General features: G+C 38.5%; 24 protein-coding genes, 4 tRNA genes and 1 riboswitch. Of the genes, 22 read left to right on the top strand and 6 right to left on the bottom strand.

Going from position 1 to position 24,895, the window contains the following annotated elements; genetic code table 11:
- Window positions 1-2 precede the first annotated feature (2 nt).
- A complete protein-coding gene (locus J8L70_RS06165) occupies window positions 3-1,238 on the bottom strand; it encodes a response regulator (RefSeq protein ID WP_211054665.1) in 1,236 nt (411 codons plus the stop codon).
- Window positions 1,239-1,457: 219 nt separating this feature from the next.
- Here J8L70_RS06165 and J8L70_RS06160 point away from each other — a divergent pair, with 219 nt between their 5' ends.
- The 8 genes from J8L70_RS06160 to ung all read left to right on the top strand — a co-directional run bounded on the left by J8L70_RS06160 (window position 1,458) and on the right by ung (window position 9,061).
- On the top strand, window positions 1,458-2,303 hold the full coding sequence (locus J8L70_RS06160) for a LysR family transcriptional regulator (protein WP_211054664.1): 846 nt from the start codon (window positions 1,458-1,460) through the stop codon (window positions 2,301-2,303).
- A 136-nt stretch (window positions 2,304-2,439) separates the two neighbouring features.
- A complete protein-coding gene (locus J8L70_RS06155) occupies window positions 2,440-3,360 on the top strand; it encodes a porin (protein ID WP_211054663.1) in 921 nt (306 codons plus the stop codon).
- A 61-nt stretch (window positions 3,361-3,421) separates the two neighbouring features.
- A riboswitch (cobalamin riboswitch) is annotated at window positions 3,422-3,562 on the top strand.
- A gap of 98 nt (window positions 3,563-3,660) precedes the next feature.
- Window positions 3,661-4,479 carry an ABC transporter ATP-binding protein gene (locus J8L70_RS06150; protein WP_348772134.1) on the top strand — a complete coding sequence of 273 codons (819 nt, stop codon included), beginning with the start codon at window positions 3,661-3,663 and terminating at the stop codon, window positions 4,477-4,479.
- Entirely contained in the window at window positions 4,472-5,458 is a 987-nt protein-coding gene (locus tag J8L70_RS06145; protein WP_211054661.1) for an iron ABC transporter permease, read from the top strand. Before J8L70_RS06150 ends, J8L70_RS06145 begins: the two co-directional genes overlap by 8 nt.
- 4 nt (window positions 5,459-5,462) lie before the next feature.
- Entirely contained in the window at window positions 5,463-6,947 is a 1,485-nt protein-coding gene (locus J8L70_RS06140) for a cobyric acid synthase (RefSeq protein ID WP_211054660.1), read from the top strand.
- On the top strand, window positions 6,937-7,536 hold the full coding sequence (gene cobO, locus J8L70_RS06135) for a cob(I)yrinic acid a,c-diamide adenosyltransferase (RefSeq protein WP_211054659.1): 600 nt from the start codon (window positions 6,937-6,939) through the stop codon (window positions 7,534-7,536). The genes J8L70_RS06140 and cobO overlap by 11 nt, the downstream gene beginning before the upstream one ends.
- Complete coding sequence (locus J8L70_RS06130) at window positions 7,536-8,399, top strand: cobalamin-binding protein (protein ID WP_211054658.1); 864 nt, start codon at window positions 7,536-7,538, stop codon at window positions 8,397-8,399. Before cobO ends, J8L70_RS06130 begins: the two co-directional genes overlap by 1 nt.
- On the top strand, window positions 8,399-9,061 hold the full coding sequence (gene ung / locus J8L70_RS06125) for a uracil-DNA glycosylase (RefSeq protein WP_211054657.1): 663 nt from the start codon (window positions 8,399-8,401) through the stop codon (window positions 9,059-9,061). Before J8L70_RS06130 ends, ung begins: the two co-directional genes overlap by 1 nt.
- A 72-nt stretch (window positions 9,062-9,133) precedes the next feature.
- Here ung and J8L70_RS06120 read toward each other — a convergent pair whose 3' ends face one another.
- On the bottom strand, window positions 9,134-9,322 hold the full coding sequence (locus J8L70_RS06120) for a DUF3545 family protein (protein WP_211054656.1): 189 nt from the start codon (window positions 9,320-9,322) through the stop codon (window positions 9,134-9,136).
- Window positions 9,323-9,556: 234 nt separating this feature from the next.
- Entirely contained in the window at window positions 9,557-10,507 is a 951-nt protein-coding gene (gene tal, locus J8L70_RS06115) for a transaldolase (protein ID WP_211054655.1), read from the bottom strand.
- A gap of 221 nt (window positions 10,508-10,728) precedes the next feature.
- On the opposite strand from tal, the gene yaaA reads away from it, so the two are divergent.
- From yaaA to J8L70_RS06100, 3 genes are all read left to right on the top strand, one after another.
- Window positions 10,729-11,508, top strand: coding sequence for a peroxide stress protein YaaA (gene yaaA / locus J8L70_RS06110; RefSeq protein ID WP_211054654.1), 780 nt, complete (start codon window positions 10,729-10,731; stop codon window positions 11,506-11,508).
- A gap of 96 nt (window positions 11,509-11,604) precedes the next feature.
- Window positions 11,605-12,027, top strand: a complete 423-nt coding sequence (locus J8L70_RS06105; protein WP_211054653.1) for a hypothetical protein — start codon at window positions 11,605-11,607, stop codon at window positions 12,025-12,027.
- Between the two features lie 278 nt (window positions 12,028-12,305).
- The gene (locus J8L70_RS06100) at window positions 12,306-13,241 is read left to right on the top strand and encodes a mechanosensitive ion channel family protein (protein ID WP_211054652.1); all 936 of its coding nucleotides are present in this window, start codon (window positions 12,306-12,308) and stop codon (window positions 13,239-13,241) included.
- A gap of 448 nt (window positions 13,242-13,689) precedes the next feature.
- On the opposite strand, the gene J8L70_RS06095 is transcribed toward J8L70_RS06100, so the two are convergent.
- Together J8L70_RS06095 and srmB are read right to left on the bottom strand one after the other, a co-directional pair.
- The gene (locus tag J8L70_RS06095) at window positions 13,690-14,010 is read right to left on the bottom strand and encodes a BON domain-containing protein (RefSeq protein WP_211054651.1); all 321 of its coding nucleotides are present in this window, start codon (window positions 14,008-14,010) and stop codon (window positions 13,690-13,692) included.
- A 277-nt stretch (window positions 14,011-14,287) separates the two neighbouring features.
- A complete protein-coding gene (srmB, locus tag J8L70_RS06090) occupies window positions 14,288-15,520 on the bottom strand; it encodes an ATP-dependent RNA helicase SrmB (RefSeq protein WP_211054650.1) in 1,233 nt (410 codons plus the stop codon).
- A gap of 76 nt (window positions 15,521-15,596) precedes the next feature.
- Between srmB and J8L70_RS06085 the strand changes: the two genes are divergently transcribed.
- Window positions 15,597-16,295 carry a methyltransferase gene (locus J8L70_RS06085; RefSeq protein ID WP_211054649.1) on the top strand — a complete coding sequence of 233 codons (699 nt, stop codon included), beginning with the start codon at window positions 15,597-15,599 and terminating at the stop codon, window positions 16,293-16,295.
- A gap of 1 nt (window position 16,296) precedes the next feature.
- Here the strand turns inward: J8L70_RS06085 and fldB are convergent, their stop codons facing one another.
- The gene (gene fldB / locus J8L70_RS06080) at window positions 16,297-16,818 is read right to left on the bottom strand and encodes a flavodoxin FldB (protein ID WP_211054822.1); all 522 of its coding nucleotides are present in this window, start codon (window positions 16,816-16,818) and stop codon (window positions 16,297-16,299) included.
- A gap of 95 nt (window positions 16,819-16,913) precedes the next feature.
- Here fldB and xerD point away from each other — a divergent pair, with 95 nt between their 5' ends.
- The 10 genes from xerD (at window position 16,914) to J8L70_RS06030 (ending at window position 24,401) form a co-directional block, all read left to right on the top strand.
- Window positions 16,914-17,816, top strand: coding sequence for a site-specific tyrosine recombinase XerD (gene xerD, locus J8L70_RS06075; RefSeq protein WP_348772133.1), 903 nt, complete (start codon window positions 16,914-16,916; stop codon window positions 17,814-17,816).
- Between the two features lie 63 nt (window positions 17,817-17,879).
- Entirely contained in the window at window positions 17,880-18,635 is a 756-nt protein-coding gene (gene dsbC / locus J8L70_RS06070) for a bifunctional protein-disulfide isomerase/oxidoreductase DsbC (RefSeq protein WP_211054647.1), read from the top strand.
- A gap of 89 nt (window positions 18,636-18,724) precedes the next feature.
- Window positions 18,725-20,446, top strand: a complete 1,722-nt coding sequence (gene recJ / locus J8L70_RS06065; RefSeq protein ID WP_211054646.1) for a single-stranded-DNA-specific exonuclease RecJ — start codon at window positions 18,725-18,727, stop codon at window positions 20,444-20,446.
- Window positions 20,447-20,589: 143 nt separating this feature from the next.
- Window positions 20,590-21,688 (top strand): peptide chain release factor 2 gene (prfB, locus tag J8L70_RS06060; RefSeq protein WP_211054645.1). Its coding sequence is split into 2 segments (ribosomal slippage): window positions 20,590-20,664 and window positions 20,666-21,688, totalling 1,098 coding nucleotides; the frame shifts between segments, so codons are not numbered across the junction.
- Window positions 21,689-21,714: 26 nt separating this feature from the next.
- Complete coding sequence (gene lysS / locus J8L70_RS06055; protein ID WP_211054644.1) at window positions 21,715-23,250, top strand: lysine--tRNA ligase; 1,536 nt, start codon at window positions 21,715-21,717, stop codon at window positions 23,248-23,250.
- 278 nt (window positions 23,251-23,528) lie between these two features.
- Window positions 23,529-23,711 carry a hypothetical protein gene (locus J8L70_RS06050; RefSeq protein ID WP_211054643.1) on the top strand — a complete coding sequence of 61 codons (183 nt, stop codon included), beginning with the start codon at window positions 23,529-23,531 and terminating at the stop codon, window positions 23,709-23,711.
- A 128-nt stretch (window positions 23,712-23,839) separates the two neighbouring features.
- Window positions 23,840-23,932, top strand: a tRNA-Ser gene (locus J8L70_RS06045).
- Between the two features lie 34 nt (window positions 23,933-23,966).
- Window positions 23,967-24,043, top strand: a tRNA-Arg gene (locus J8L70_RS06040).
- A gap of 58 nt (window positions 24,044-24,101) precedes the next feature.
- Window positions 24,102-24,178 (top strand) — tRNA-Arg (locus J8L70_RS06035).
- Window positions 24,179-24,324: 146 nt separating this feature from the next.
- A tRNA-Arg gene (locus J8L70_RS06030) sits at window positions 24,325-24,401 on the top strand.
- Window positions 24,402-24,895 lie beyond the last annotated feature (494 nt).

Here is a 24,895-nt window from a genome sequence, read left to right as displayed (position 1 = left end):
TATTAACTGACTATTTTATTACGGCCTGTTTCTTTTGCTTCATAAAGGAATAGGTCTGCTTGCTTTAAAAGTTCGTCAATTTGATAAATTGGGGCGAAAGCAAATCCAATTGATAATGTAAATTTAATCTTGTCTTTACTAAATTCTGGACTGTTTAGTTCAATAAATTTCCTAAACCCTTCTAAGCGATCAAGTGCATCTTGTTTGTGCACACTGTTAAAGTAAACGGCAAATTCTTCACCGCCTAAACGTGCCACTAAGTGTTTTTCAAAATACTTACTAAAGCAGATTGATAAACCTTTTAATACTTCATCTCCGGCATCATGGCCGTAGGTGTCGTTTATTGATTTGAAGTGATCGATATCTAACATGGCCATCGCAGCACTTTGTTGTGCTTTTTCAATACACTTTAAAGATTTAACCGATTCTTCAAAAAAATACCTACGATTTGGTAAGTTAGTTAAATAATCGGTATTTGCTTGGCGTTTTATCGTGGCAATTTGTTCTAACATATCGACATTTTGGCTTAATCGACAATAAAATTCGTCACTATTAAATGGTTTATGAAGGTAATCGTTAGCTCCATTTTTCAAAAAAACAGTCGAAATATAAGGGGCATCAGATCCTGAAATACCAATAATTGCTTTTTCGTCATTACTGTATAAGCGGCGGATTTCACTACACAGTTCTTCGCCTCTCATATTAGGCATTTCATTATCAGTAATGATGACCGATATCGCTGGGTTTTGCTCTAATATTGTTAGTGCCTCAATACCATCTTTGGCTTGATAAACTTGGTATTTATGACGCGCTAATAAGCTGGTTATATATCGCCTAGCAGGCGCTGAATCATCAACCACTAATACTTTAACGCTCTCATTACGAGGGAGGCGATAAAGTTGTTTTTCTAAATATTGGTAGGCTTGTTTATTCTCTTTGGTGATGTAATCAATAATAGGGAAGCGCTCAACCGTTTCACGAGTTTGTTTATCAATATTTCCCGTCATAACAATTGTTGGAATATCAGCATCGACTGTATAGGGGATTGCCTCACCTTTAGGTGCATCGGGTAAAATATAATCAACAACAGCACAAAAGTAGTTTTGCGAACTGACCAATTTTTTTGTTTCGGCTAGGGATTGAGCGATATCTACTTGGTAGCCCGATTTTAACGCAATGTGTTTTTGCACCATCGCAATAGTCGGTGTATCTTCTACTATTAAAATTCTTCTAGTCACTAAACTGCCTTGTTTTAATTAGTGAAAAATGGCTGTATGTAAGGTGCAAGCATTAAAGTAATAAAAGTAACTTACATCACAGGATTAAGTTGATTTATATAATTTACACGTTATCAAGATAAAGATAATTAAACACAATAACACTCTAACAATGTATAAGAGCTTAATTTGTTAGCTAATTAAAAGTAGCAATGTATTACTTAATGGTAAAGGTAAATAATGGATATAGATTTATTAAAAACATTTGTTGAAGTGGTACGCACGCGTCATTTTGGTAAAGCCGCAGAAAACTTATATATAACACAGTCTGCTGTGAGTTTTCGAATTAGGCAACTAGAGCAAGGTTTAGGTGTTAATTTATTTATTCGCCAACGAAATAATATTCAACTGACGGCGCCAGGTGAGCGTTTGTTACCGCATGCGCAAATGATTTTAACGGGGATGCAGCGTGCTAAAGTTGACGTTGCTTTAGCTGATAATATGCACAAACAAATTAGCTTAGCAGGCACCCCTAATATTTGGGACGCGTTTTTACAATTCGGCATTACTAATATTGTTTCTGCGATGCCAGGGGTTTCTTTAATTGCAGAGGTAAAAGCACAACAAGAAAGTACGCGGTTATTACTTGAGCGTACGTTGGATTTAGCTATTTTATTTGACCCCCCTAAAGTTGATGAGTTGGTAGTACAAAAAATTTGTGAACTGCCTATTATTCCTGTTAGCCGTTTTGATACGGCAACTTATGATAATTTTTTTGATAACCAATATGTGTATGTTGATTGGGGAACCACTTTTTCGTTGTGGCATGCTCGTCAGTTTACGGGAAAAACGTCGCCTTATTTTAGAACCAGTACGGGGCGAATTGCGCTAGATTTAATACTGCAATGTGGTGGTAGCGCATTTATTCCTGAGGTGCTTGTTGACTCTCAGTTACAACAAGGTGAGTTGTTTCATGTAAAAGATGTACAAAATACATCAAGGGATATTTTTATTGCTTATCATCGAGATAATGAACAACAAGAACTGATTGAAACTTTAGTTAACTTATTATCACCGAATATTTAGTGTTTTATTTAAACGGCTTTTTTATCGCTTTAACTTAGTCATTTGCATGACATTTATGTTTCTATTGTAATATAATTGTCACTCAAATGTTTATTGTACAGTTTTATTTAATAAACTGACGTTACCTGGAAAAGTTATGAACATAAAAAAATCAAGCGTGTGTGTGTTATTTTCGGTCTTGCCGTTTAGTGCTTTGGCCGATATTAATTGGTATGGATCAGCTAATATTAGCGTTGAATCTACCGATGAAGGTGAAGGTTCATTTACACAAATTAAAAGTAATCTAACAAGTATCGGATTTAAAGGCTCTGAAAAACTCAGTTCAAGCTTTACGGCTGTGTACAAATTTGAAATGCAGTTAAACCCAACCGATGATTCAAAAGATAATGTAACTGCTCGAAATCAATATATCGGTGTTAAAGGTGCATTTGGTCAGGTTGTTATTGGTAGAAACGATACTGCATTAAAGCAATCTCAGGGTAAGCTCGACTTATTTAATAATTTAACGGGTGATATCAAAACAGTATTTGATAAAGTTGGCGAGAACCGTTTAACAGATACAATAAGTTATTCAACTCATAGTTATAATGGTTTTAAACTATTGAGTACTTATAAAGCTAAAGGGAGCAGTGAAGCTAAAAGCGGTTACTCATTAGCACTAACTTATGGCGATGCGTTATTAAAAGACAGTGGAAGTTATTTTGCTATTGCGCATGATAACGCGATAAATAATTTCGACACGCTAAGAGTCAGTGCTCAAACTAAATATAATGCTTTTAAATTTGGTGCAATGTACCAAACTCAAGAAACTATTTTGGGTGAACAAAAGGCCGATGGATTTTTAGTTAATGTGGCTTATTTACAAGGTAAAAATACCTTTAAAGTTCAATATCAAACTATAGATTTTGAAAACGCAGACAAACCATCGGGTATTTCACTTGGTGTAGATCATAAATTTAATAAAAATGGCAGTGTTTTTGCGTACTACACTGGTTTAGATATGGACACTAATGAAGATGAAAGTGCTTTAGGTGTTGGATTGCTATATAAATTTTAAAGATATTTTCTTTAAATTACACTGCTAACCCCTCATAATATATTTAAAGCTCAATATACATTAAGTTGTTAATGATAACAGCGACGTTATATTGAGCTTTATTCAGCCCGTTGGAATGAGGTGAAAATCCTCAACTGTACCCGCAACTGTAAGCAGCTTTGCTGTAAGTCAGATACATTGAGCTGTGACTTCATACACCTTGGTATGTTTAATTTAATTTAATGAGCGGGTTTACTCAGTCTCTTAATAGCCATTGTTTAAACTTGTGCGCTGTTTAGTTCTGATCCTGCCTAGGGTTTTATATTGCGCTCACGTGACTCTGCGACTCCTTTACTAACGGTTGATAAATTAAGCTGGGATATTAATGGTCATCGTATTTTAAATAACATTAATTTGACGATTTTTAGTAAACGAAGTGTTGGATTAATTGGCCCAAATGGGGCAGGGAAGTCAAGTTTACTGCGTTGTTTATACCGCTTTAATCAACCTACCCAAGGTGCCATTAAGTACCAAAACCAAAATATTTGGCAGCTAAGCGCAAAAGAGTATGCCAAACGGGTTGCTGTGGTACTGCAAGAAACCCCTGCACAGTTTAATTTAACGGTTTTCGATGTGGTAGCTTTAGGTTTAACACCACATAAAGCATTGTTTAGTATCAGTAATCAAAATGATAGATCGCGTATTGCATTGGCATTAAAAAAAGTAGATTTGACGAATCAAGCAACGCAACGTTTTGATTCTTTATCTGGTGGCGAAAAGCAACGAGCGCTCATTGCGCGTGCCATAGTGCAACAACCACAGCTATTAATTATGGACGAACCCACCAGTCATCTAGATGTTAAATACCAAATTCAAATAATGGCGTTGGCTAAATCTTTAGGGGTCACGGTACTTGCTTCGTTTCACGATTTAAATTTGGCGTCAGCAATGTGTGATGATTTAATCGTTCTTAATAATGGCGAAATTCAGTGCACAGGTACTCCAAATGATGTGCTTAACGAGTCAATGCTAAGTAACGTATTTGGAGTGCGTACAAAGGTCAGTACGCACCCTCATTCGAGTAAGTCACACACCTTTCCTCATATTACTTATTTTTATGGTAATAATGCTCATGAGTAAACCTAGCTGGGCGTTAATATTCACCATAGTGTGTAGCATTGTGAGTGTGTTTTTGGCACTGAGTTTTGGAGCGGCTGATGTTTCACTAAGTGAGGTGTTTATGACGTTGTTCGCCGATGAAAACACGTCATTAAGTAGCCGAATTATTTTTGAATTAAGAATGCCTAGAACCTTGTTAGCTTTTTTAGCGGGCAGCGGTTTAGCTATTTCGGGGTTAATTCTTCAAACAGTGACTCGTAACCCGCTTGCCGATCCCTATTTATTTGGTATTTCATCGGGTGCGTCGTTTGGGGTTGTGTTGCTGATTACATTAACCGGGATTAGTTCGGGTTTTAGTTTATCAATAGCAGCATTACTAGGTAGTGGATTAGCAATGAGTTTACTGATTGCCATTGCTGCAAAGCAACAAACAGCACAAGTGGAATCTATGTTGTTAGCGGGTGTGGCTTTATCGTTTTTATTTAGTGCATTAACTAGCTTACTTTTATATTACAGCGACCCACAAGCGGTTGCGGCTATTTTGTTTTGGACTTTAGGTAGTTTTGCCCGAGCTCATTGGCATGGTTTATGGCTCCCAAGCTTAATTATTATAGTATGCATGGTACTGATGATTGGTTTTAAACGACAGCTTAATGCGTTAACGCTAGGTGATGAAAGCGCGACTACATTAGGGGTTAAAGTGAATCGCTTTCGATTATTAATGCTGGTTTTAAGTTCTTTAATTACTGCAATATTGGTTTCAATGTGTGGTGGAATTGGGTTTGTTGGGTTAATGATCCCCCACATTATTCGCTTTTTTATTTCCCAAGGTAGTAGCCAAAGTTTAGTTGTTAGCGCCTTAAGTGGCGGCATTTTTATGGTATGGGTTGATGTGCTCGCGCGTACTTTAATAACCAACCAAGAATTACCCGTTGGGGTAATAACAGCCGCAATAGGTAGCGTCTTCTTTTTAGCCTTGCTGTATTTTAAAAAGCGATAACATCATGAAAACATTAATGGTACAAGGGACAACATCAGATGCAGGGAAAAGCACCTTAGTCGCTGCACTGTGCCGTGTATTTGCCAATAGAGGGGTACAAGTAGCCCCTTTTAAACCACAAAATATGGCACTTAATAGCGCAGTAACAAAAGAGGGCGGCGAAATTGGTCGCGCACAAGCCTTACAGGCAATTGCAGCAAAAATAGAGCCTGAAATTGATTTTAATCCTATTTTATTAAAACCCAACAGCGATACTGGCGCGCAGGTAATTGTTCATGGAAAAGCCATTAGTAATATGCAAGCACAGGCATATCATGACTATAAAAAAGTGGCGATGGATGCGGTTTTAACTTCTCATAAGCGTTTAGCTAAACGGTTTGAGTTATTATTAGTTGAAGGTGCTGGTAGCCCCGCCGAAATAAACTTACGCCATAACGATATAGCAAATATGGGGTATGCTGAGGCCGTTGATTGCCCTGTAATAATTATTGCTGATATTGACAAAGGCGGTGTATTTGCACACCTTGTTGGTACTTTAGCGTTATTAAGTGAGTCTGAACAAAATAGAGTAAAAGGGTTTGTCATTAATCGTTTTCGAGGTGATATTGCTTTGCTACAAAGTGGTTTAGATTGGCTTGAAGAATACACCAACAAACCCGTGCTTGGGGTATTGCCTTATTTACATAATTTAGCCCTTGATGCCGAAGATGCGGTAGCCATAAAAAACAATGTTAGCAATGTGGCTATTAATATCGCTGTTTTATTGTTGCCACATATTAGTAATCATACCGATTTTGATGCACTGCGTTTACATGAAAATATTAACTTAATATATGTACGCCATACGCAAGCGATCCCTGCGGTCGATTTAATTATTTTACCGGGCAGTAAAAATGTACTCGCCGATTTAGCCTTTTTGAAAAACGAGCAATGGGATGAGCAAATTAAACGCCATTTACGTTATGGCGCTAAAGTTTTAGGTATTTGCGGGGGCATGCAAATGTTAGGAAATACCCTTTATGACCCTTTAGCGATAGAGTCATCAATAAAGCGTATTGAAGGCCTCGGGTTAATTGATTTTGAAACAACTTTAACAGATAAAAAAATACTCACTAAAGTAAGCGCAGCTTTAACATTAAATAATAAACAAACTCCCTGTAGTGGTTATGAAATACACGCAGGAATAAGTTGTGGTAAAGCATTAAACAACCCGTTTATTACTTTTTTACAGCACCCTCAAAACTTTAAAAACGATGGTTTTATTAGTGATGATAACGCCATTGCTGGAACTTATTTGCATGGCCTTTTTGATGAAGCACAAGCAATGATGCAAATTTTGCATTGGGTAAAACCAAATTTGGCTATCAAGCCGTTAGATATTAATGCACAACGCGAACATCAGCTAGAGCAATTAGCGCAAATGTGTGAGCAACATTTAGATATTGAACAGATTATTTCGATTTACCAAGGGGGCAAAAATGACGAATGAAAAAAATAATAACCATCAACAACGACAACAAAAAGTAAAAGAAAAAGTCGATGCACGTGTTGCTCAAGCGCAGCAAGTAAAAGGTATTTTTCAGGTTATTACAGGTAACGGAAAAGGCAAGTCTACCTCGGGCTTTGGTGTGGTTGCACGTTGTGTTGGCCACGGTAAAAAAGCGGCCGTGTGTCAGTTTATAAAAGGGACATGGGCCTGTGGCGAACGCAACTTATTACAAAATGCCGGAGTTGAATTTGCTGTAATGAACACCGGTTTTACTTGGGATACGCAAAATAAAGACGCTGATACTGAGGCTGCGCAAGCGACATGGCAAGAATCTAAACGCATGCTAAATGATGAGTCTATTGACTTGGTATTACTTGATGAGCTGACATACATGGTTACTTACGGCTATATAGATTTAAACGAAGTCGTTATGGCACTTAACGCTCGTCCCGCTATGCAATCAGTCATTATTACCGGACGAGCAGCTCATCGTACACTGATTGAACTTGCTGATACAGTGAGTGAAGTGCGCAATGTAAAGCATGCGTTTGACTCAGGAGTTAAAGCGCTTGAAGGATTCGATTACTAATGCGCTCTTTTATATTGCTGTTAGTGATATTTTTTAGCACAGCCACATATGCTCAAAGTCAAAGCATTAGAATTATCGCCCTTGCACCACATATCGTTGAAAACCTGTATGCGATAGGGGCAGGCGACTTAATTGTTGGTACTGTTGATTATGCCGATTATCCAAGCGAGGCGAAATTGATCCCCCGCATTGGTGGCTATTATGGGATATCATTAGAAAAAGTATTAGCGTTAAAGCCTGATATCGTATTGGCATGGAAGGGGGGGAATAAAGCCCTTGATTTAGCACAATTAGAGCGCTTAGGCATTAAGGTACATTTTAGTAACCCAACGTCATTAAATGATATTGCCGATGATATTCGTCATCTCGGAGAGGTTACTGAAAAGCAGATACAAGCGAATAAAGTAGCGAGCGAATTTTCTCGACGTTTAGCTAATATAACCTTAGAGCAAAGTACTCATCAATCTGTTAGCGTATTTTACCAATTATGGTCAGAGCCTATGATGACAGCGGCAAAAGGCACCGCAATAGATCAAATTATCTCATTATGTAAAGGGGATAATGTATTTAGTGAAGCAAGCACACAGTACCCACAAATTAGCATTGAGAATGTCGTTATTACCAAGCCGCAAATTATTATTACCCCTCAGCAGCATGCGAATAAACCACAGCCTGAGGTGTTATGGAATGAATGGCCGGAGATCCCTGCAGTAAAAAATCAGCAGTTTATTAGTATCAATGCCGATTTATTACATCGTTTAACCCCGCGAGTATTAACCGGTGTGCAGCAACTGTGTGATAAAATAAACAACTCCCGAGAGTATTATAAAATGCAAAAAAACAACGCAATTAAGGATGTGTAATGAATCAATGGCAAGACTTTTTAACTCAGCAGTTACAACAACCTTATATGCAGCAAACATTAAGCTATATTGCCCAACGACGTAGCGAAGGTGTTATTGTTTATCCCGCTGATGAGCACGTTTTTAATGCTTTTGACACCACTGATTTAGCCGATATAAAAGTAGTTATTTTAGGACAAGACCCTTATCACGGAGAAGGGCAGGCACATGGGCTATGTTTTTCAGTACTTGAGGAGGTGACTAAGCTGCCGCCCTCATTAAAAAATATTTACAAAGAGCTCACCACAGATATTCCAGGATTTACTGTGCCAAGCCATGGCTATTTACAGCAATGGGCACGCCAAGGTGTGTTTTTGTTAAATACGGTATTAACCGTAGAGCAAGGCCAAGCCCATTCGCATAAACATTTGGGGTGGGAGCAATTTACCGATAATGTTATTGCTCATATTAATGCTCAATGCGATGCAGTGGTGTTTATTTTATGGGGAGCGCATGCACAAAAAAAAGGCAAAAAGATAGATAATACAAAGCATCATGTTTTAGTCGGGCCACATCCTTCACCATTATCAGCTCACAGAGGCTTTTTTGGATGTAAGCATTTTTCAGCCACAAATGATTTATTAATAGCCCAAGGAAAACAGCCCATTAATTGGCAAATATAGTCATTAAAAGCGTTTAGCAATAATCAAAAATGTAAAAGCCCTTAAAAAAGGGCTTTGTACTGAAAATAAAACTTAGAAGTCTATTTCATCAACATTAATTGTGTCTGTATAAAAATCTAATTCTTGTAACTCTTTACGTAGACGTTGTTTATCTTTAATTGCTTCGATTTCGCGCCATTTCCTCTTTTTGTTTTTTTGAGATGTTTTAACGGGACTATCTGCGTCTTCTAGTATTTCTAATATATCGTTTAGGCTATCCATGATTATCTCCTATTGATTTTATTGAATCTCAAGCATACCTAAAAATCCACATTGCCTAGGTGAGTTCCCCCACGAAGACACGATAGATATATCACAGGCCAAACTAAAATAGAATAAATAAGTGACAGAAATGTTGCATATATGTGATAGCTTAATGAAGGTGATGTCATCATTAAAAAGATATAAAAAAACGCCGCAATGCGGCGTTTTTATTTACTCAGCTTTAAATTTTACTTACATTGCTTTAAAGCGAGCTTCTAATTGTTCTTGTGCATCGGCAAACGAGCGAATGCCTTCGGCTAGCTTTTCAGTCGCCATAGCGTCTTGGTTATGTAACCAGCGAAATTGTGACTCTGTTAATGCTGCTGGCTTTGGCTCTACAGTGTAATCACTTTCAAGCAGATACTCTTGTGCACCTTCAAGGTTACCCAGTTCTTCAAGTAAGCCTGGGCTAATCGTTAGCTTATCACAGCCTGTTAAAGCAATAATTTCGCCGGTATTACGGAAACTTGCACCCATAACCACTGTTTTGTAATCGTGACGTTTGTAAAATTCAAAAATGCTACGTACAGATTGCACACCAGGGTCTTGTAATGGGTCGGTTGGTTTTTCTAAACCATTAGCCACATGCCAATCTAAAATACGACCTACAAATGGTGAAATTAAGAATACGTTAGCATCAGCACAGGCACGTGCTTGGGCTTCACTAAACAATAAAGTCAGGTTACATTTAGTCCCTTCTTTTTCTAGTTGTTCAGCGGCTTTAATGCCTTCCCAGGTAGAGGCAACCTTAATTAAGATTTTATCTTTGCTTACACCTTCTTTTTCGTACAGGCTAAGTAAAGTGTGTGCTTTGTCGATAGTTGCTTGAGTGTCAAATGATAAACGCGCATCAACTTCAGTAGAAATATAACCCGGTACAATTTCGCTAATTTCTTTACCTAGTAATACAGCAAAGTAATCACAGGCAAGCTCTAATTGCTTGGCTGCATCTTGCTCGGTTTCTTTAGCATAGCTCCATGCTTTATCTAAGTAAGGCTTGTAAGCTTCAATCTCACTCGCTTTTAATAATAGCGATGGATTAGTGGTGGCATCTTCTGGCTGATGCTTTTTAATCGCTTCAATATCGCCGGTATCGGCTACAATTGATGAATGTTGTTTTAGCCTTTGTAAAGCTGAAGTCATGTGCTTTCCTCATTCCAAGCAAGTTAAAAGAAAATCTAATACCCTTAATATAACTAAACCATACTGCAACAGTGTGACAATGCTTGATAGGTCATATGTCCGTATCAATAAAAAACCAGGCTTATGAATGTTTAAGAGAGGATTTATTTAAACAAAACGTGCTTTTCGTCTCATTTAATGTTGAAATTGACATTAAATAATTTACAAGTCAATAGCTAACTATGATCACTGTTATTTCACCTGCAAAAAATCTTGATTACGAAACAACGCCGACTACGGATAAGTTCACTCAACCTGAATTACTCGAGCATAGCGAAGAGTTAATGAAGGTATGTCGTGAACTAACGCCAGCACAAATTGGCAGCTTAATGAAAATTAGCGATAAACTGTCTGGTTTAAATGCTGCTCGTTTTAGCGAGTGGGCACAGCCTTTTACTCCAAGTAATGCTAAACAAGCGGTACTAGCATTTAATGGCGATGTATACGGCGGATTTGATGCTGCAACACTTAGCGCAGCTAACCTTACGTATGCACAAGGACATTTACGTATATTGTCAGGCTTATATGGCTTATTAAAGCCGCTTGATTTAATGCAAGCCTATCGATTAGAAATGGGCACTAAACTTGAAAATTCACGAGGTAAAAATTTATATGAATTTTGGGGAAGTGTAATTGCACAAAAGCTAAACGACGTTGTTGCTGAGCAAGATGCACAATACTTAGTCAACCTTGCATCAAACGAATACTTTAAAGCGGTAGATAAAAAAACACTGAACGCCCAAATTATTACTCCACACTTTAAAGACTGTAAAAATGGTCAATATAAAGTAATTAGCTTTTACGCTAAAAAAGCCCGCGGCATGATGGCGCGTTACCTAGTTGAGAATAAAATAACTCAACTAAGTCAATTAAAAGAATTTAACATAGACGGGTATTACTATAGTGCAGAGGCGACAGCGAAAGAATTAGAGCCGGTATTTTTACGCGACGAGCGAAATTAATATTTATAACCCCAAGCTTATTTCGCTTTTCAAACGCAAAGTAAGCTGGGGTTTTGCTTTATTTAGCAAAAAAAGTAAATTTAGAGGAACACGTCATTGTCACCCGATTACCCCCGTTACTCTCTTAAAGAGCTGCGCGAAGCGCTAGAGACGATAGACAAAGCTAGATATCCTGAGCGACTAGAGCAAATTCATTGTGAAATAACAAAACGAACCGTTGCAGCGAACTCAAACATCCCTAACTCAGATATGCCTTCAAGCTCCTGTGAAAATGTAATGATGGGTCGTCGAGTCTTTGTGTTCATCCTTGGCATTATTTTTATCTACTGGGGAGGGTATAGTGCAATAGAAGGAGAAATGGTGGGGAAAAATCGCATTTATACAAAAGAAAATGACCCATTTTTATTTTATTTTCGAGTTCTCATTTGCATCGGTGTTGGAGTTATCTTGCCCTACTATGCAGTAGTAGGAAAAAAGAATAATCACTCTAGTGCGCACAAAAAACAGCATAAAGAGTAACATCACTGGCTTATATCTGAGCCCTCTTATGCGTTAGTTATGCATTAAATCGTCACCTGCAGCGCCAGGGTATTCACTTTTTTGGCAATTTCTTTTGCACCGCTTATTGAACCGAGCGAGCATTGTCTTTTATTACAAAACGTTCATCTATAGTCACTTTTTATTTTAAATCTTCGCGATGCGCACCGACTTGACCTTTTGCAGGTCGTTAACTTTTTTTGCTGGTACTAAATTTGCAAAAGTGGTTCTATTCATTTCATACATTAGGTGCAAATTAAATGATTAGTATTCCCTCAATTAGTGAAGCTGAAAAGCTAATAGAAGAAAAACTCGGTGGTTGGTTTGATATTGTTATTAGCCACATTCCCAATTTTATTGTCGCAATTATTATTGCCATTGTTTTTTCATTATTAGCGCGCTTTGCGGGCAAGTTAATAAAAAATATTTTAAGACGCTCGTTAGACTCAAAGCAAATTGCTGACTTAATGGCCTCTATATTTAAAATGGGGGTACTGTGTGTCGGTGTATTTATTGCGTTGGACTTTTTAGGGTTAAAAGGGACTGTTACGTCTTTACTCGCCGGCGCGGGTATTGTTGGTTTAGCCATTGGTTTTGCGTTTCAAGATATGACCGAAAACTTAATTGCGGGTATTGCGATGGGTATACGCAAACCATTTAAAACAGGTGATGTAATAGAAACCGACGATGTGTTTGGCTCCATACATTCAATAAACTTGCGTAACACGCTAATAGAAAGCTTTTATGGGCAGTTAATATTAGTGCCTAACAAAGTACTTTTTAGAAATGTGCTAAAAAACTATTCTACCTTGGGCGTAAGGCGTATAGAGGTCCCTGTGGGAATTTCGTATGGCGATGATATTGAAAAAGCCAAAGAGGCAATTATAGCAAAAATAAACGCCTTTGATTTTGTGATACGCAAAGACGAAACTAATGTGTTTGCTGAAGGCTTTGCCGACAGTAGTATTAATTTATTGGTGTGGTTTTGGATAAAATACCCCGGTGAACCGGATTTTATGACGGTGCGCCACAAAGGGGTTGTTGCAGTAAAGCAAGCATTAGATGAAGCTGATATTAGTATCCCATTTCCTATTCGTACCCTTGATTTTGGTATTAAAGGCGGTGAAAAGCTCGATGCAATGATAAGCGAAAAAATTAATTTACAGACATCAAAAAGTCAATCTAATGATGACTAACTGCTTTTTTAAAAGCAGTTAAAGCGCCTGATATAGCGTTTAAACAGCGAGTAATAATTACAGGCTAGCAGCGCGTTTTTACTTAACGTTAGCTGCTAGTTTTGATTTTACTCGCTTATGTTGCTGATATAGCTTTTACGCATTGCTAAGTTATAGACACACGGAGTTATTTTATAGCGATAAACACGCTCTACGATAAATGTGCTTTTATTGTGCTGCGTAGCCTTGCAAACCGATCCTTAATCCAACCTATTAATACTTTCATTCATCAACCTCATTAACGCAGTGAGGCAGTCAATACGATAAATAAATTAACGGATATGACGATAATTTAATAAAAGTTAAATTTTAATAATGGTGAAATAGACAGTGCTTTAAGGCAAAAAAAATCGTGGCTGATATTACTAACAGTCACGATTAATACAGGGGAGAGTAAATCGATATAGAATTAAATAACACTGACTTTATTATGGATAACTTTTATGCCGTCCATATTTTCTAAAAACTTTTCGGCAAGTGCACGTTGAAAACCATTTTTAGCTTTACCGTATAAATTGACTTCACCATTTTTAACTTCAACGCGAATATCACTTAATGCTAAGTTTGGGTTGTTACGTAATACGTAGGTGATTGAATTTTGTAATGTTGGCTGAGTGGCAACACTACTAATAACTGCAAGGTTAGTGGCTGCGCTTACTTTGGTTGCACACGCTAATAAAAATAAACAACAAAATGAAATTAAAGCAATAGTTAATTTAAAACGGTTCATCATTATATCCTGCAATAAAATTAAATTGAGTAACAAAGTTACTTATTTAGATACAATATTCATTCCTATTTTAAGTTGTTGAATTTATTAGGTATTATTTTTAATTTAGATGTTACTGAGCAAAAATTACAAAAAAATGGGAAGTGGTTACATTGATTAAATAGGTATGACGCAAATTATGAAATAGGAAATAATTAATAGGGAAGGGGATAAGTGTTATTTGCTGCCAGTTATAGTATTTAAAATAAAAAAGCCGGTATGAACCGGCTTGATCTGTTTACTTTTTCTTTTTAACTTTAGCCTTAGCTTTTTTCTTGGCTTTCATTTTTACTGGGTCTTTGCGCTTTTTAGCTGGTGGCTTAGCTTCTTTATGTTGCGGCTCAAGCCCTTTTATAACACGGCGTTTTAATTTTTGTTCTGTGTAGCGCTCTACTTTAGATAAAATACCTACGTCGTGCGCTTCGATTAACGATATTGCAATGCCTTTTTTCCCCGCGCGTCCGGTACGGCCTATACGGTGTACGTATACATCGGCAGTGCGTGGCATATCAAAATTAATAACATGGCTTATATCGGCAACATCAATGCCGCGTGCAGCAACATCGGTAGCCACTAATATTTTTGTGCGGCCACTGTGAAAGTTATCCATCGCTTTCATACGTTTATCTTGTGGCATTTCGCCACGTAACCACGCGGCTTTAACACCGTTGTTGGTAAGTTCACCTATTAAGGTTTCTAAGCGTTCACGAGTTTTAACAAACACAATGGCTTTGGTTACATCGGGACCATTTAAGGTATTTACTAATAGCTCAAGTTTATGGTGGTAATCATCGGATAAATGCACCCATTGATGTATTTTAGCTTTTTCTTTACGCGACGATTCGGCTTCAAGTAATGCGGGATCGTTTAGTATACGTTCTGCAAATAACTCTACGCTGTCGCCTTCTAAGGTTGCAGAGAATAAAAAACACTGACGACGGTTTTTAGCTTCATCACAAATTCGTAGCATTTCTTTTCTAAAACCCATATCTAGCATACGGTCTGCTTCGTCGAGTATGAGCATTTCGACATTTTCGGCATGAAAGTTTTCTGTTTCTAGGTATTCCATTAAACGCCCTGGTGTGGCGATTAAAATATCGTTATTGTTTTCAAATATTTCTTTATGGGTACCGTAATTAATGCCGCCGGTCACGACCCCGATTTTTAAATGCGTTGATTTAGCTAGTAATTCACACTGTTCGTGAATTTGATACGCTAACTCGCGTGTTGGGGTCATAATAAGTACGCGAGCAAAACCTGGATCTCTACGTGGAAAATCAAGCAAGTATTGAATAGCAGGCACTAAAAATGCGGCTGTTTTACCTGTGCCAGTAGGTGCAGAGGCTAAAATATCACGCCCTTGTAAGGCCTCAGGGATCGCTTGTTGCTGAATGCTAGTAGGGGTTTCAAAACCCATTTTATCAATGGCGTTAAGTAACTTAGTATCAAGATCAAAATCAGAAAATTGCATAGAGTGTCTAAAATAGTGGACAATTACCGGCAATTATACGCGCTATCCGCCGGTTGGTGAATGAAAAGGTGAAAAAATGTCAGGTTTTACATTTAAGCAATTTAAAATTGAGCACGATAAGTGTGCAATGAAGGTATCAACCGACGGTATCTTGCTTGGTGCATGGGCTGATTTACAGGCTGCGCACTCATTATTAGATATTGGTACCGGCACGGGGTTATTAGCGTTAATGTGTCAGCAACGTAATCCTGATATCACAGTCAGTGGGGTTGAAATTGACACCGATGCTTATAACCAAGCACTGTATAATATAGCGCAAAGTCCGTGGCCAAAAATAAAAGTACATGCACAGCGTATTCAAGATTTTAATAGCGAGAAGCCGTTTGATGTTATTATTTCAAACCCGCCCTATTTTAATGCTAGCTTAAAGGGGGAAGATGAAGCACGAAACGTGGCGCGTCATACCGACACCTTAAGTTTTACGCAGTTGCTAGATGCGGTTATACGACTTAGCCATTCAAGTACACGATTTAGTGTTATTTTACCATGTAGTGAAGCTCAAACGCTTAGCCAGCTAGCATCACACAAAGGGCTATATTTAAATGCCCACTGTCTGGTACAAGCAAATAAAAGTAAACCTTTTAGCCGTAGTTTAATGACGTTTAGTTTTAATAATAAAGGGTGTGAGGAGTCAACGCTTTGTATTAAAAACAATAATAATCAATATACTGATGACTATATTGCGCTGTGCAAAGCGTTTTATTTAAAAATGTAAGTTATAACGAGTCGCTATATTCAGTCATGATTTGTTCAACCCAAGTTGCAATACGCTCATCACTGAGCTCATATTGACTGTCTTCATCTAGCGCTAGGCCAACAAAATGTTTTGTATCTTCAGTTAGCGCTTTAGAGGCTTCAAACTCATAACTGCTGTCGTTTGGCCATAAACCTAACTGGGTGATCGATTGGCTGTTTATTTCATCGTGTAGCATGCCAAGCGCATCTTGAAACCACTGGCCATAACCTTGTTGATCGCCCATGCCAAACAATGCAATGGTTTTGCCATTTAAATCAACATCTTTAATATCATCCCATTGCGATTCCCAATCTTCTTGGATTTCGCCAAAGTCCCAAGTAGAAATGCCAAAGATAAGAAAGTCGTACTGTTGTGCATTTTTAAGAGGTTCGTCTTTAATATTATGAAGGCTGACAATATCGGCACCGATAAGGTCGCGAATTTTTTCTGCTGCCATTTCGGTGTAGCACGTTGTAGAGCCAAAAAATAAACCAATCTGCATTGTATTTATCACTGTGTAATTGCCTGATATGATAGGGCTAAGTTTACCGCAAGGTATTTACAATTGATACCTTGATAAGGATGAGAATAACCGTGATCACGCCCGAACAAGACCTGCATTCAAATACCGATTTTCTCGACGCTTTTTTAGATAACCTTTATTTGGAGCAGCATGTAAGCGATAACACACTCAGTGCTTATCGTAGTGATTTAGATAAGTTTTGCTTATTTTTAAACGCAAAACCGTTAATGTCGGTCACTGCACAAGATATTGAAAGTTACTTAGCACACCGTGTTGATTTAGGTTTAAAACCTCGCAGTACCGCCCGGAGCATTAGTGCGCTAAAGCGTTTTTATCAGTATTTTGTCCGCGAAAAAGTAATTGTAGAATCACCAATGCTTAATATTGCACAGCCTAAAGCTGGGCAATCATTACCTAAAACGTTATCGGAGGCTGAGGTTGAAGCATTACTCAATGCTCCTAATACTGAAGAGCCGATGGGACTGCGTGATAAAGCGATGCTTGAGCTGCTTTATGCAACAGGATTAAGGGTGACTGAATTAGTCGGATTAAGAATGGAGCAAATTAATTTACGCCAAGCAGTTGTATTTGTTAAAGGTAAAGGGAATAAAGAACGTTTAGTGCCTTTAGGTGAAGAAGCGATGTATTGGCTTGATCAATTTATTAAGCTCGGTCGTGGACAAATGATAAAACATGCCACAGATTTTGTTTTTCCCTCCAAGCGCGGCGTAGGAATGACACGACAAACTTTTTGGCATCGGATTAAACACTATGCTATTTTGGCTGCGGTTGAGTCACCTTTATCGCCTCATACTTTGCGTCATGCTTTTGCGACACACTTATTAAATCATGGGGCGGACTTGCGGGTAGTACAAATGATGTTAGGCCATAGTGACTTATCGACCACACAAATTTATACCCATGTTGCTAATGAAAGGTTAAAATCGGTTCATAGCGAACATCACCCTCGTGCTTAGTGAAATTTATTATTCGTTTAACGGTCAGTATTTCAATAAAGCGAACAGAAATTAGAGAGAATTATGAAAAAATTACTTTTAACGTGCCTTTTAATCTGCACAAGCTTTAGTTTATTGGCTGAAGATGCACAACAGACAGACACGCAATCAACGTTAGTACAACAAAACGATGAGACTATTATTAAAGCATTAGCATTAGGCGGCATTAAAGTAACAAGCCTGCATGCTAGTCCAATTAATGGCTTAAAAATAGCGCTAACCAATTATGGCATTATTTATACGAGCAATGATGGGCAATACATTATTTTTCAAAATAGATTAATTGATTTGCAAAGCCGTGAAACAATTTCGGAGACAATTTTAACCGAAGCACGCAAAGCTAAAATGCTTGAATTTGAAGATTCGATGCTGGTTTATAAAGCGCCAGAGGAAAAATATCGAATTACCGTATTTACAGATATTAGCTGTGGTTACTGTCGTAAACTTCACAGCGAAATAGATGAACTACTTGAACTGGGTATTACAGTACGTTATTTAGGTTTTCCAAGAGCGGGTATTAACAGCCAAGCGTATACTGACTTAATGAATGTATGGTGTGCTGATGATCAACAAACAGCAATGACAAATGCTAAAAGTGGAAGTGGTACAAGCAAAAATTCGGGTTGTTACGCACCGATTGCAGAGCATTATGAATTTGGTAAAAGTGTTGGGGTTGCTGGTACACCAGCAATAATGTTAGACGATGGTAGCTTGATTTCTGGCTACATGCCGGCGAAGAAATTAGCTGCGGCTTTAGAAGAAAATAAAGCATCTAACTAATTATCCAATGTTATTTCTGGATTAATGTTATTAGTATCAAAAGGCCGTAAGGCCTTTTTTGTTTTTATTATTTAATTTAAAGTATTTTCATGAAAAAAATCATTACAGCACGCCAAATTGTTGATGACAGCCATTTACCAAATTACTTACACCCAGTGATAAAGCAATTATATGCCGCTCGAAATGTACAACATGCCGATGAGCTAGATAATAGCGCGGGTACATTACACGACTTTAAATTATTTAAAGATATTGATAAAGCGAGCGAGTTGTTAATTGATGCTTTGCACAATCAAAGCAAAATATTAATTGTGGGTGATTTTGATGCCGATGGCGCCACCAGTACTGCCACATTAATGCAAGGGTTAGCAATGTTTGGTTTTAAAAACCTTGATTACCTAATCCCAGATAGGTTTAGTTTAGGCTATGGTTTAAGCCCTGCTTTGGCTGAACAAATAGTAATGATGAATCCTGATTTAGTGATCACTGTCGATAATGGTATTTCGTGTATTGCAGGGATTGATATTGTAAAAAATGCAGGTATTAAAGTGCTGGTAACCGATCACCACTTGCAAGGAGAACAGCTCCCAAGTGCCGATGCCATTGTAAACCCAAATCGCCATGATTGTACTTTCCCATCAAAATCTATAGCAGGTGTAGGCGTTGCTTTTTATATATTAATTGCGCTGCGCAGTGCGCTAAGAGAGCAAGGGTATTTTACGCAACAGCCAATGCCTAATTTGGCTGATTTACTTGATATTGTTGCCTTAGGAACCGTTGCTGATGTGGTTGCATTAGATGCGAATAATCGTACGTTAGTACACCAAGGGCTTGCGCGTATTAGAAGTGGTAAAACACGCCCAGGAATTACGGCATTAATCGATGTCGCTAACCGAAATGCCGCTCGTTTAAGTGCCAGTGATTTTGGCTTTTCTCTTGCCCCGCGTTTAAATGCAGCTGGTCGTTTAGATGATATGAGCTTAGGTATAGCCTGTTTATTAAGTAGCGATATAAATCAAGCCAGACAAATTGCAGGTGAGTTAGATAGTTTAAATTTTACACGCCGTGAAATAGAGCAAGGTATGCAGCTAGAAGCGCAAGCGGTGCTTGATAAGCTTGCGTTTAACGACGATAACATCCCCGATGCTATTTGTTTGTATCAAGAAGACTGGCACCAAGGTGTTATTGGTATTTTAGCGGGGAGGTTAAAAGAAAAATACCACCGCCCAACAATTATATTTGCTGGTGGTGAAAACGGCGAAATAAAAGGTTCGTGTCGCTCTATCGAAGGGCTTCATATGCGGGATGTATTAGAGGGGCTAAATACTCAGCAACCTGAACTAATTAATAAGTTTGGTGGTCATGCAATGGCTGCTGGATTAAGCATTAATGAACACGCTTTTAGTGTGTTTAAACAGGCTTTTTTAAAATCGGTCGGTGAGCAATTAAGTGAGCAAAGTAAACGTTGTATTGTATTAACAGATGGTGAATTACCTGCTGATTGTTTTACTATGGAGTTTGCTCAGTTATTAAAGCAATCGGGGCCTTGGGGTCAGCAATTTCCAGAGCCGGTGTTTGAGCACCTCTTTGAAGTTATTCAGCAGCGTATTGTTGGTGAAAAACATTTGAAGTTAGTTCTTAAACACCAATCCGGGCGCTTAGTAGATGCCATTGCTTTTGGCGTTGATGTAAAAGCTTGGCCTGACACTGAAGTTAACTTTGTTAAAGTGGCCTACCAACTCGATATTAATGAGTTTAGAGGTAAATTTAGCTTACAACTAATTGTACGTGAACTCGAAAAGACACAATAAAAATATTGTCTATAGGGCATAAAGTGCTAATAAAACGCGCGGTTTTTTGTTAAAATCGGGCGTTTTTATTATTTGACGATAATTTAGTGTGTAACTCCCCTATAAAAGGGATGCATTAAGCTAGCCATTTTGGAGTAATGTAAATGTTTGAAGTGAATCCTGTGATTAATCAAATCAAGGAAATTCGCGAACGTACTGAGCTGCTTCGGGGGTACCTTTGACTACGCTCTTAAGCAAGAGCGTTTAGAAGAAGTTAACGCCGAGCTTGAAGATTCAGCCGTATGGAATGAACCTGAACGAGCGCAAGCCCTTGGTAGAGAAAAATCAGCACTAGAAGCAGTGGTTGAAACCATTGATAATTTAGTGGCTGGCGCCGATGATGTTGAAGGGCTGTTAGAGCTTGCTATTGAAGCTGAAGATGAAGAAACCTTTGATGAGGCGCAAACTGAATTAGAAGGCTTGAACGAGCAGCTTGAAGGGTTAGAGTTTCGTCGTATGTTTTCTGGCTCTCATGATTCAAACGATGCATACCTTGATTTGCAATCAGGTTCTGGCGGCACAGAGGCGCAAGACTGGTGTAACATGTTATTACGCATGTATTTACGCTGGGGTGAAGCTAAAGGCTTTAAAGTTGAGCTAGTTGAAGCAACCGATGGCGATGTGGCGGGTATAAAAGGCGCTACGGTGCGTTTTGTTGGTGAATATGCTTATGGCTGGCTTCGTACTGAAACCGGTGTTCATCGCTTAGTTCGTAAAAGTCCTTTTGATTCTAGTGGTCGCCGACACACATCATTTGCCTCTGCTTTTGTATACCCAGAAATAGACGATAATATTGAGATTGATATTAATCCGTCTGATCTACGTATAGATGTATACCGTGCATCGGGTGCCGGTGGTCAGCACGTAAATACGACCGAATCAGCAGTGCGTATAACACACGTACCAACCAATACGGTTGTGCAGTGTCAAAATGAGCGCTCACAACATAAAAATAAAGCCCAAGCAATGAAGCAGTTAAAAGCAAAATTATTTGAGCTTGAGCTACAGCAACAAAATGCTGAAAAGCAAACGCAAGAAGACGCAAAGTCGGATATTGGCTGGGGAAGCCAAATTCGTTCTTACGTACTTGATGATGCACGAATTAAAGATTTACGAACAGGTGTTGAAAACCGTAATACACAATCGGTACTTGACGGTAACCTAGACAAATTTATTGAAGCCAGCCTAAAGTCTGGCTTATAACCACCAAGCTAAAAAAGAGCTAAAAAATGACTGATAAAATCCAAGACGAAAATAAGTTAATCGCTGAGCGTCGTGGCAAGTTAGACGCTATTCGCGAAAATTGCCCAGCCAACGGTCATCCAAATCAGTTCCGTCGTGAACATTACACGGCTGACTTACAAGCTGAGTTTGGTGATAAGAGCAAAGAAGAGTTAGTTGAATTACAGCATGTTGTATCAATTGCTGGACGTATTCTTGCAAAGCGTGGCCCGTTTCTTTCAATTCAAGATATGAAAGGGCGTGTACAGGCTTATGCATCTAAAGATGTGCAAAAAGACTTAAAAGCAAAATATGGCCAACTAGATATTGGTGATATTGTTGGGGTTAAAGGCGCACTGAATAAATCGGGTAAAGGCGATTTATATGTCGAAATGACTGAATATGAGCTACTAACTAAGTCGCTTCGTCCATTACCAGAAAAGTTTCATGGTTTATCGGATCAAGAAACTAAGTACCGTCAACGTTACGTCGATTTAATTACTAACGAAGCAACACGCGAAACATTCCGTATTCGTTCACAAGTTGTTGAAGGCATTCGTCGCTTTTTAGCAGAGCGTGACTTTATGGAAGTAGAAACGCCTATGCTACAAGTGATCCCAGGCGGCGCGACTGCACGTCCATTTGTAACGCATCACAATGCGCTTGATATCGATATGTACTTACGTATAGCGCCTGAGCTTTATTTAAAACGCTTAGTTGTTGGTGGGTTTGACCGTGTGTTTGAAATAAACCGTAACTTCCGTAATGAAGGGTTATCAACACGCCACAATCCAGAATTTACAATGATTGAGTTTTATCAAGCGTATGCTGATTACATTGACCTAATGAACATTACAGAGGATATGCTACGTACAGTTGCAACGAATGTATTAGGTAGCCCAATTGTTATTAACACAACAAAAGATGAAAATGGCGAAGTAATCGATTCTGTAGAATATGACTTTGGTAAGCCGTTTACCCGTTTAAGTATGGCTGATGCAATTTTAAAATATAACCCAGAGTTTGATGCTGCAGTATTTAATGACCCAGAAAATCACTTTGAAGAATTAAAAGCGTACGCTAAGCAAGTGCATGTTAAAATTCCTGAGAACTGTGTATGGGGGCCGGGTAAGTTTTTATGTGAAATATTTGAAGAAACAGCCGAGCATAAACTTATTCAACCGACCTTTATTACCGGTTACCCGTGGGAAGTGTCACCACTTGCTCGTCGTAATGACGACAACGCGTTTGTTACCGACCGCTTTGAGTTTTTTGTTGGCGGACGTGAGCTTGCTAATGGCTTTTCAGAGCTTAATGACGCACAAGACCAAGCAGAGCGCTTTACTCGTCAAGTTGAAGAGAAAGACGCGGGAGATGATGAAGCAATGCATTATGATGAAGATTATATTCGCGCACTTGAGTATGGTTTACCGCCTACAGCAGGTGAGGGGATTGGTATTGACCGTCTAGTTATGTTGTTTACAGATTCATCGACAATTAAAGATGTGATTTTGTTTCCACATATGCGACCACAAGCTGATTAAGCTTGTTATAAAATAATAAAAACGCCGCTTAATTGCGGCGTTTTTATTTGTATTGGTTTAATGCTATTAATTTAATTTTAATTGGTTTATATTTGAGCAGTTAGCGTTTTTTAGGTAGTGTGCTTTAAATTTAAGTAACCAATCATAAAGAGTTTATTTTATATCGTTGATATTGGTGAACTACTGCTTTGTCGTATAAAGCGGTGTGTAAGTGATAAATACCTAAAACAAACGGTTTAGTGTATGTATCTGCCAAAATTCTGATGAGATTGATTACGATGAAAAATAAACGCACTGACGAAAACAAAGATGAACAGCCCTCTTTTTCCCAACGAGAAGAATATTACAGGCTTTGTATTTTACAATTTCAACAATTAGGTTATCAAGAACAGTATTTGAATGAGATTTTTAATCTAACAGATTCTTTAAATACTGATAAAGGAAATGAAAACAACAGCTAAGTTGTTTGATAATTAAACTAAATAGCGATTTATTTCGAACTTATGCACATTCAGTGACCATATAGCTATTTTTGGCATAAAAGTGTTTGACATATTTTCTGAAATCTTTATTATACGCCCCACAAGACGGAGAGGTGTCCGAGTGGCCGAAGGAGCTCCCCTGCTAAGGGAGTATAGAGTTTGTAGCTCTATCGAGGGTTCGAATCCCTCCCTCTCCACCATTTTTTAAATGGCAAATCTTGTAAAGTAAAGATTGGGCGCATAGCTCAGCTGGATAGAGTACCTGGCTACGAACCAGGCGGTCGGAGGTTCGAATCCTCCTGCGCCCACCACTCTTTACTCTCTTTTTAGAGACACTCTGCTTAGAGTATAAATAAGTAAAATAAAAGTGGGCGCATAGCTCAGCTGGATAGAGTACCTGGCTACGAACCAGGCGGTCGGAGGTTCGAATCCTCCTGCGCCCACCACTTTTATAAACTCTACTTAGAGTATAAATAAGAATAAAGTGTTGGCTACATAGCCAAAAGGTCTGAGGTTCACTCTTACAAGATACGTCCTGCGTCCAGCACTTTTAATACACTCTACTTAGAGTATAAATAAGTAAAATGAAAGTGGGCGCATAGCTCAGCTGGATAGAGTACCTGGCTACGAACCAGGCGGTCGGAGGTTCGAATCCTCCTGCGCCCACCACTTTCATACACAAGCCGACTTAGCGTCGGTTTTTTTGTGTCTGAGATAAAGTGCAGAATAAAGTGCAGAATAAAGTGTATTAATAAGTCGTTGGTAGGTTAGCTGCAGCCAACCAGACGGTCGGAGGTTCATTGTTAAAAGAGACGTCCTGCGCCCACCACTTTCATACACAAGCCGACTTAGCGTCGGTTTTTTTGTGTCTAAAATAAAGTGCATAGCTCAGCAGGATAGAGTACTTGGCTTCGAACCAGGCGGTCGGAGGTTCACTGTTTCAAAATAAGTCCTGCGCCCACCACTTTCATACACAAGCCGACTTAGCGTCGGTTTTTTTGTGCCTGAAATAAAGTACATAATAAAGTGTATTAATAAGTCGTTGGTAGGTTAGCTGTAGCCAACCAGACGGTCGGAGGTTCATTGTTAAAAGAGACGTCCTGCGCCCACCACTTTCATACACAAGCCGACTTAGCGTCGGTTTTTTTGTGTCTGAGATAAAG

The organism is Pseudoalteromonas sp. MMG010 (assembly GCF_018100905.1).
Lineage (GTDB): Bacteria > Pseudomonadota > Gammaproteobacteria > Enterobacterales > Alteromonadaceae > Pseudoalteromonas.
Note: the sequence above shows the minus strand (reverse complement) of the source record. Positions and strands in the feature narration are given on the sequence as shown.

Bases quoted from the DNA above. Each gene is read 5' to 3' on its own strand.
- J8L70_RS06160 (WP_211054664.1), top strand. From the start codon at position 1,458: ATGGATATAGATTTATTAAAAACATTTGTTGAAGTGGTACGCACGCGT.
- J8L70_RS06155 (WP_211054663.1), top strand. From the start codon at position 2,440: ATGAACATAAAAAAATCAAGCGTGTGTGTGTTATTTTCGGTCTTGCCG.
- J8L70_RS06145 (WP_211054661.1), top strand. From the start codon at position 4,472: ATGAGTAAACCTAGCTGGGCGTTAATATTCACCATAGTGTGTAGCATT.
- J8L70_RS06140 (WP_211054660.1), top strand. From the start codon at position 5,463: ATGAAAACATTAATGGTACAAGGGACAACATCAGATGCAGGGAAAAGC.
- cobO (WP_211054659.1), top strand. From the start codon at position 6,937: ATGACGAATGAAAAAAATAATAACCATCAACAACGACAACAAAAAGTA.
- J8L70_RS06130 (WP_211054658.1), top strand. From the start codon at position 7,536: ATGCGCTCTTTTATATTGCTGTTAGTGATATTTTTTAGCACAGCCACA.
- ung (WP_211054657.1), top strand. From the start codon at position 8,399: ATGAATCAATGGCAAGACTTTTTAACTCAGCAGTTACAACAACCTTAT.
- J8L70_RS06120 (WP_211054656.1), bottom strand. From the start codon at position 9,322: ATGGATAGCCTAAACGATATATTAGAAATACTAGAAGACGCAGATAGT.
- tal (WP_211054655.1), bottom strand. From the start codon at position 10,507: ATGACTTCAGCTTTACAAAGGCTAAAACAACATTCATCAATTGTAGCC.
- yaaA (WP_211054654.1), top strand. From the start codon at position 10,729: ATGATCACTGTTATTTCACCTGCAAAAAATCTTGATTACGAAACAACG.
- J8L70_RS06100 (WP_211054652.1), top strand. From the start codon at position 12,306: ATGATTAGTATTCCCTCAATTAGTGAAGCTGAAAAGCTAATAGAAGAA.
- J8L70_RS06095 (WP_211054651.1), bottom strand. From the start codon at position 14,010: ATGAACCGTTTTAAATTAACTATTGCTTTAATTTCATTTTGTTGTTTA.
- srmB (WP_211054650.1), bottom strand. From the start codon at position 15,520: ATGCAATTTTCTGATTTTGATCTTGATACTAAGTTACTTAACGCCATT.
- J8L70_RS06085 (WP_211054649.1), top strand. From the start codon at position 15,597: ATGTCAGGTTTTACATTTAAGCAATTTAAAATTGAGCACGATAAGTGT.
- fldB (WP_211054822.1), bottom strand. From the start codon at position 16,818: ATGCAGATTGGTTTATTTTTTGGCTCTACAACGTGCTACACCGAAATG.
- dsbC (WP_211054647.1), top strand. From the start codon at position 17,880: ATGAAAAAATTACTTTTAACGTGCCTTTTAATCTGCACAAGCTTTAGT.
- recJ (WP_211054646.1), top strand. From the start codon at position 18,725: ATGAAAAAAATCATTACAGCACGCCAAATTGTTGATGACAGCCATTTA.
- lysS (WP_211054644.1), top strand. From the start codon at position 21,715: ATGACTGATAAAATCCAAGACGAAAATAAGTTAATCGCTGAGCGTCGT.
- J8L70_RS06050 (WP_211054643.1), top strand. From the start codon at position 23,529: ATGAAAAATAAACGCACTGACGAAAACAAAGATGAACAGCCCTCTTTT.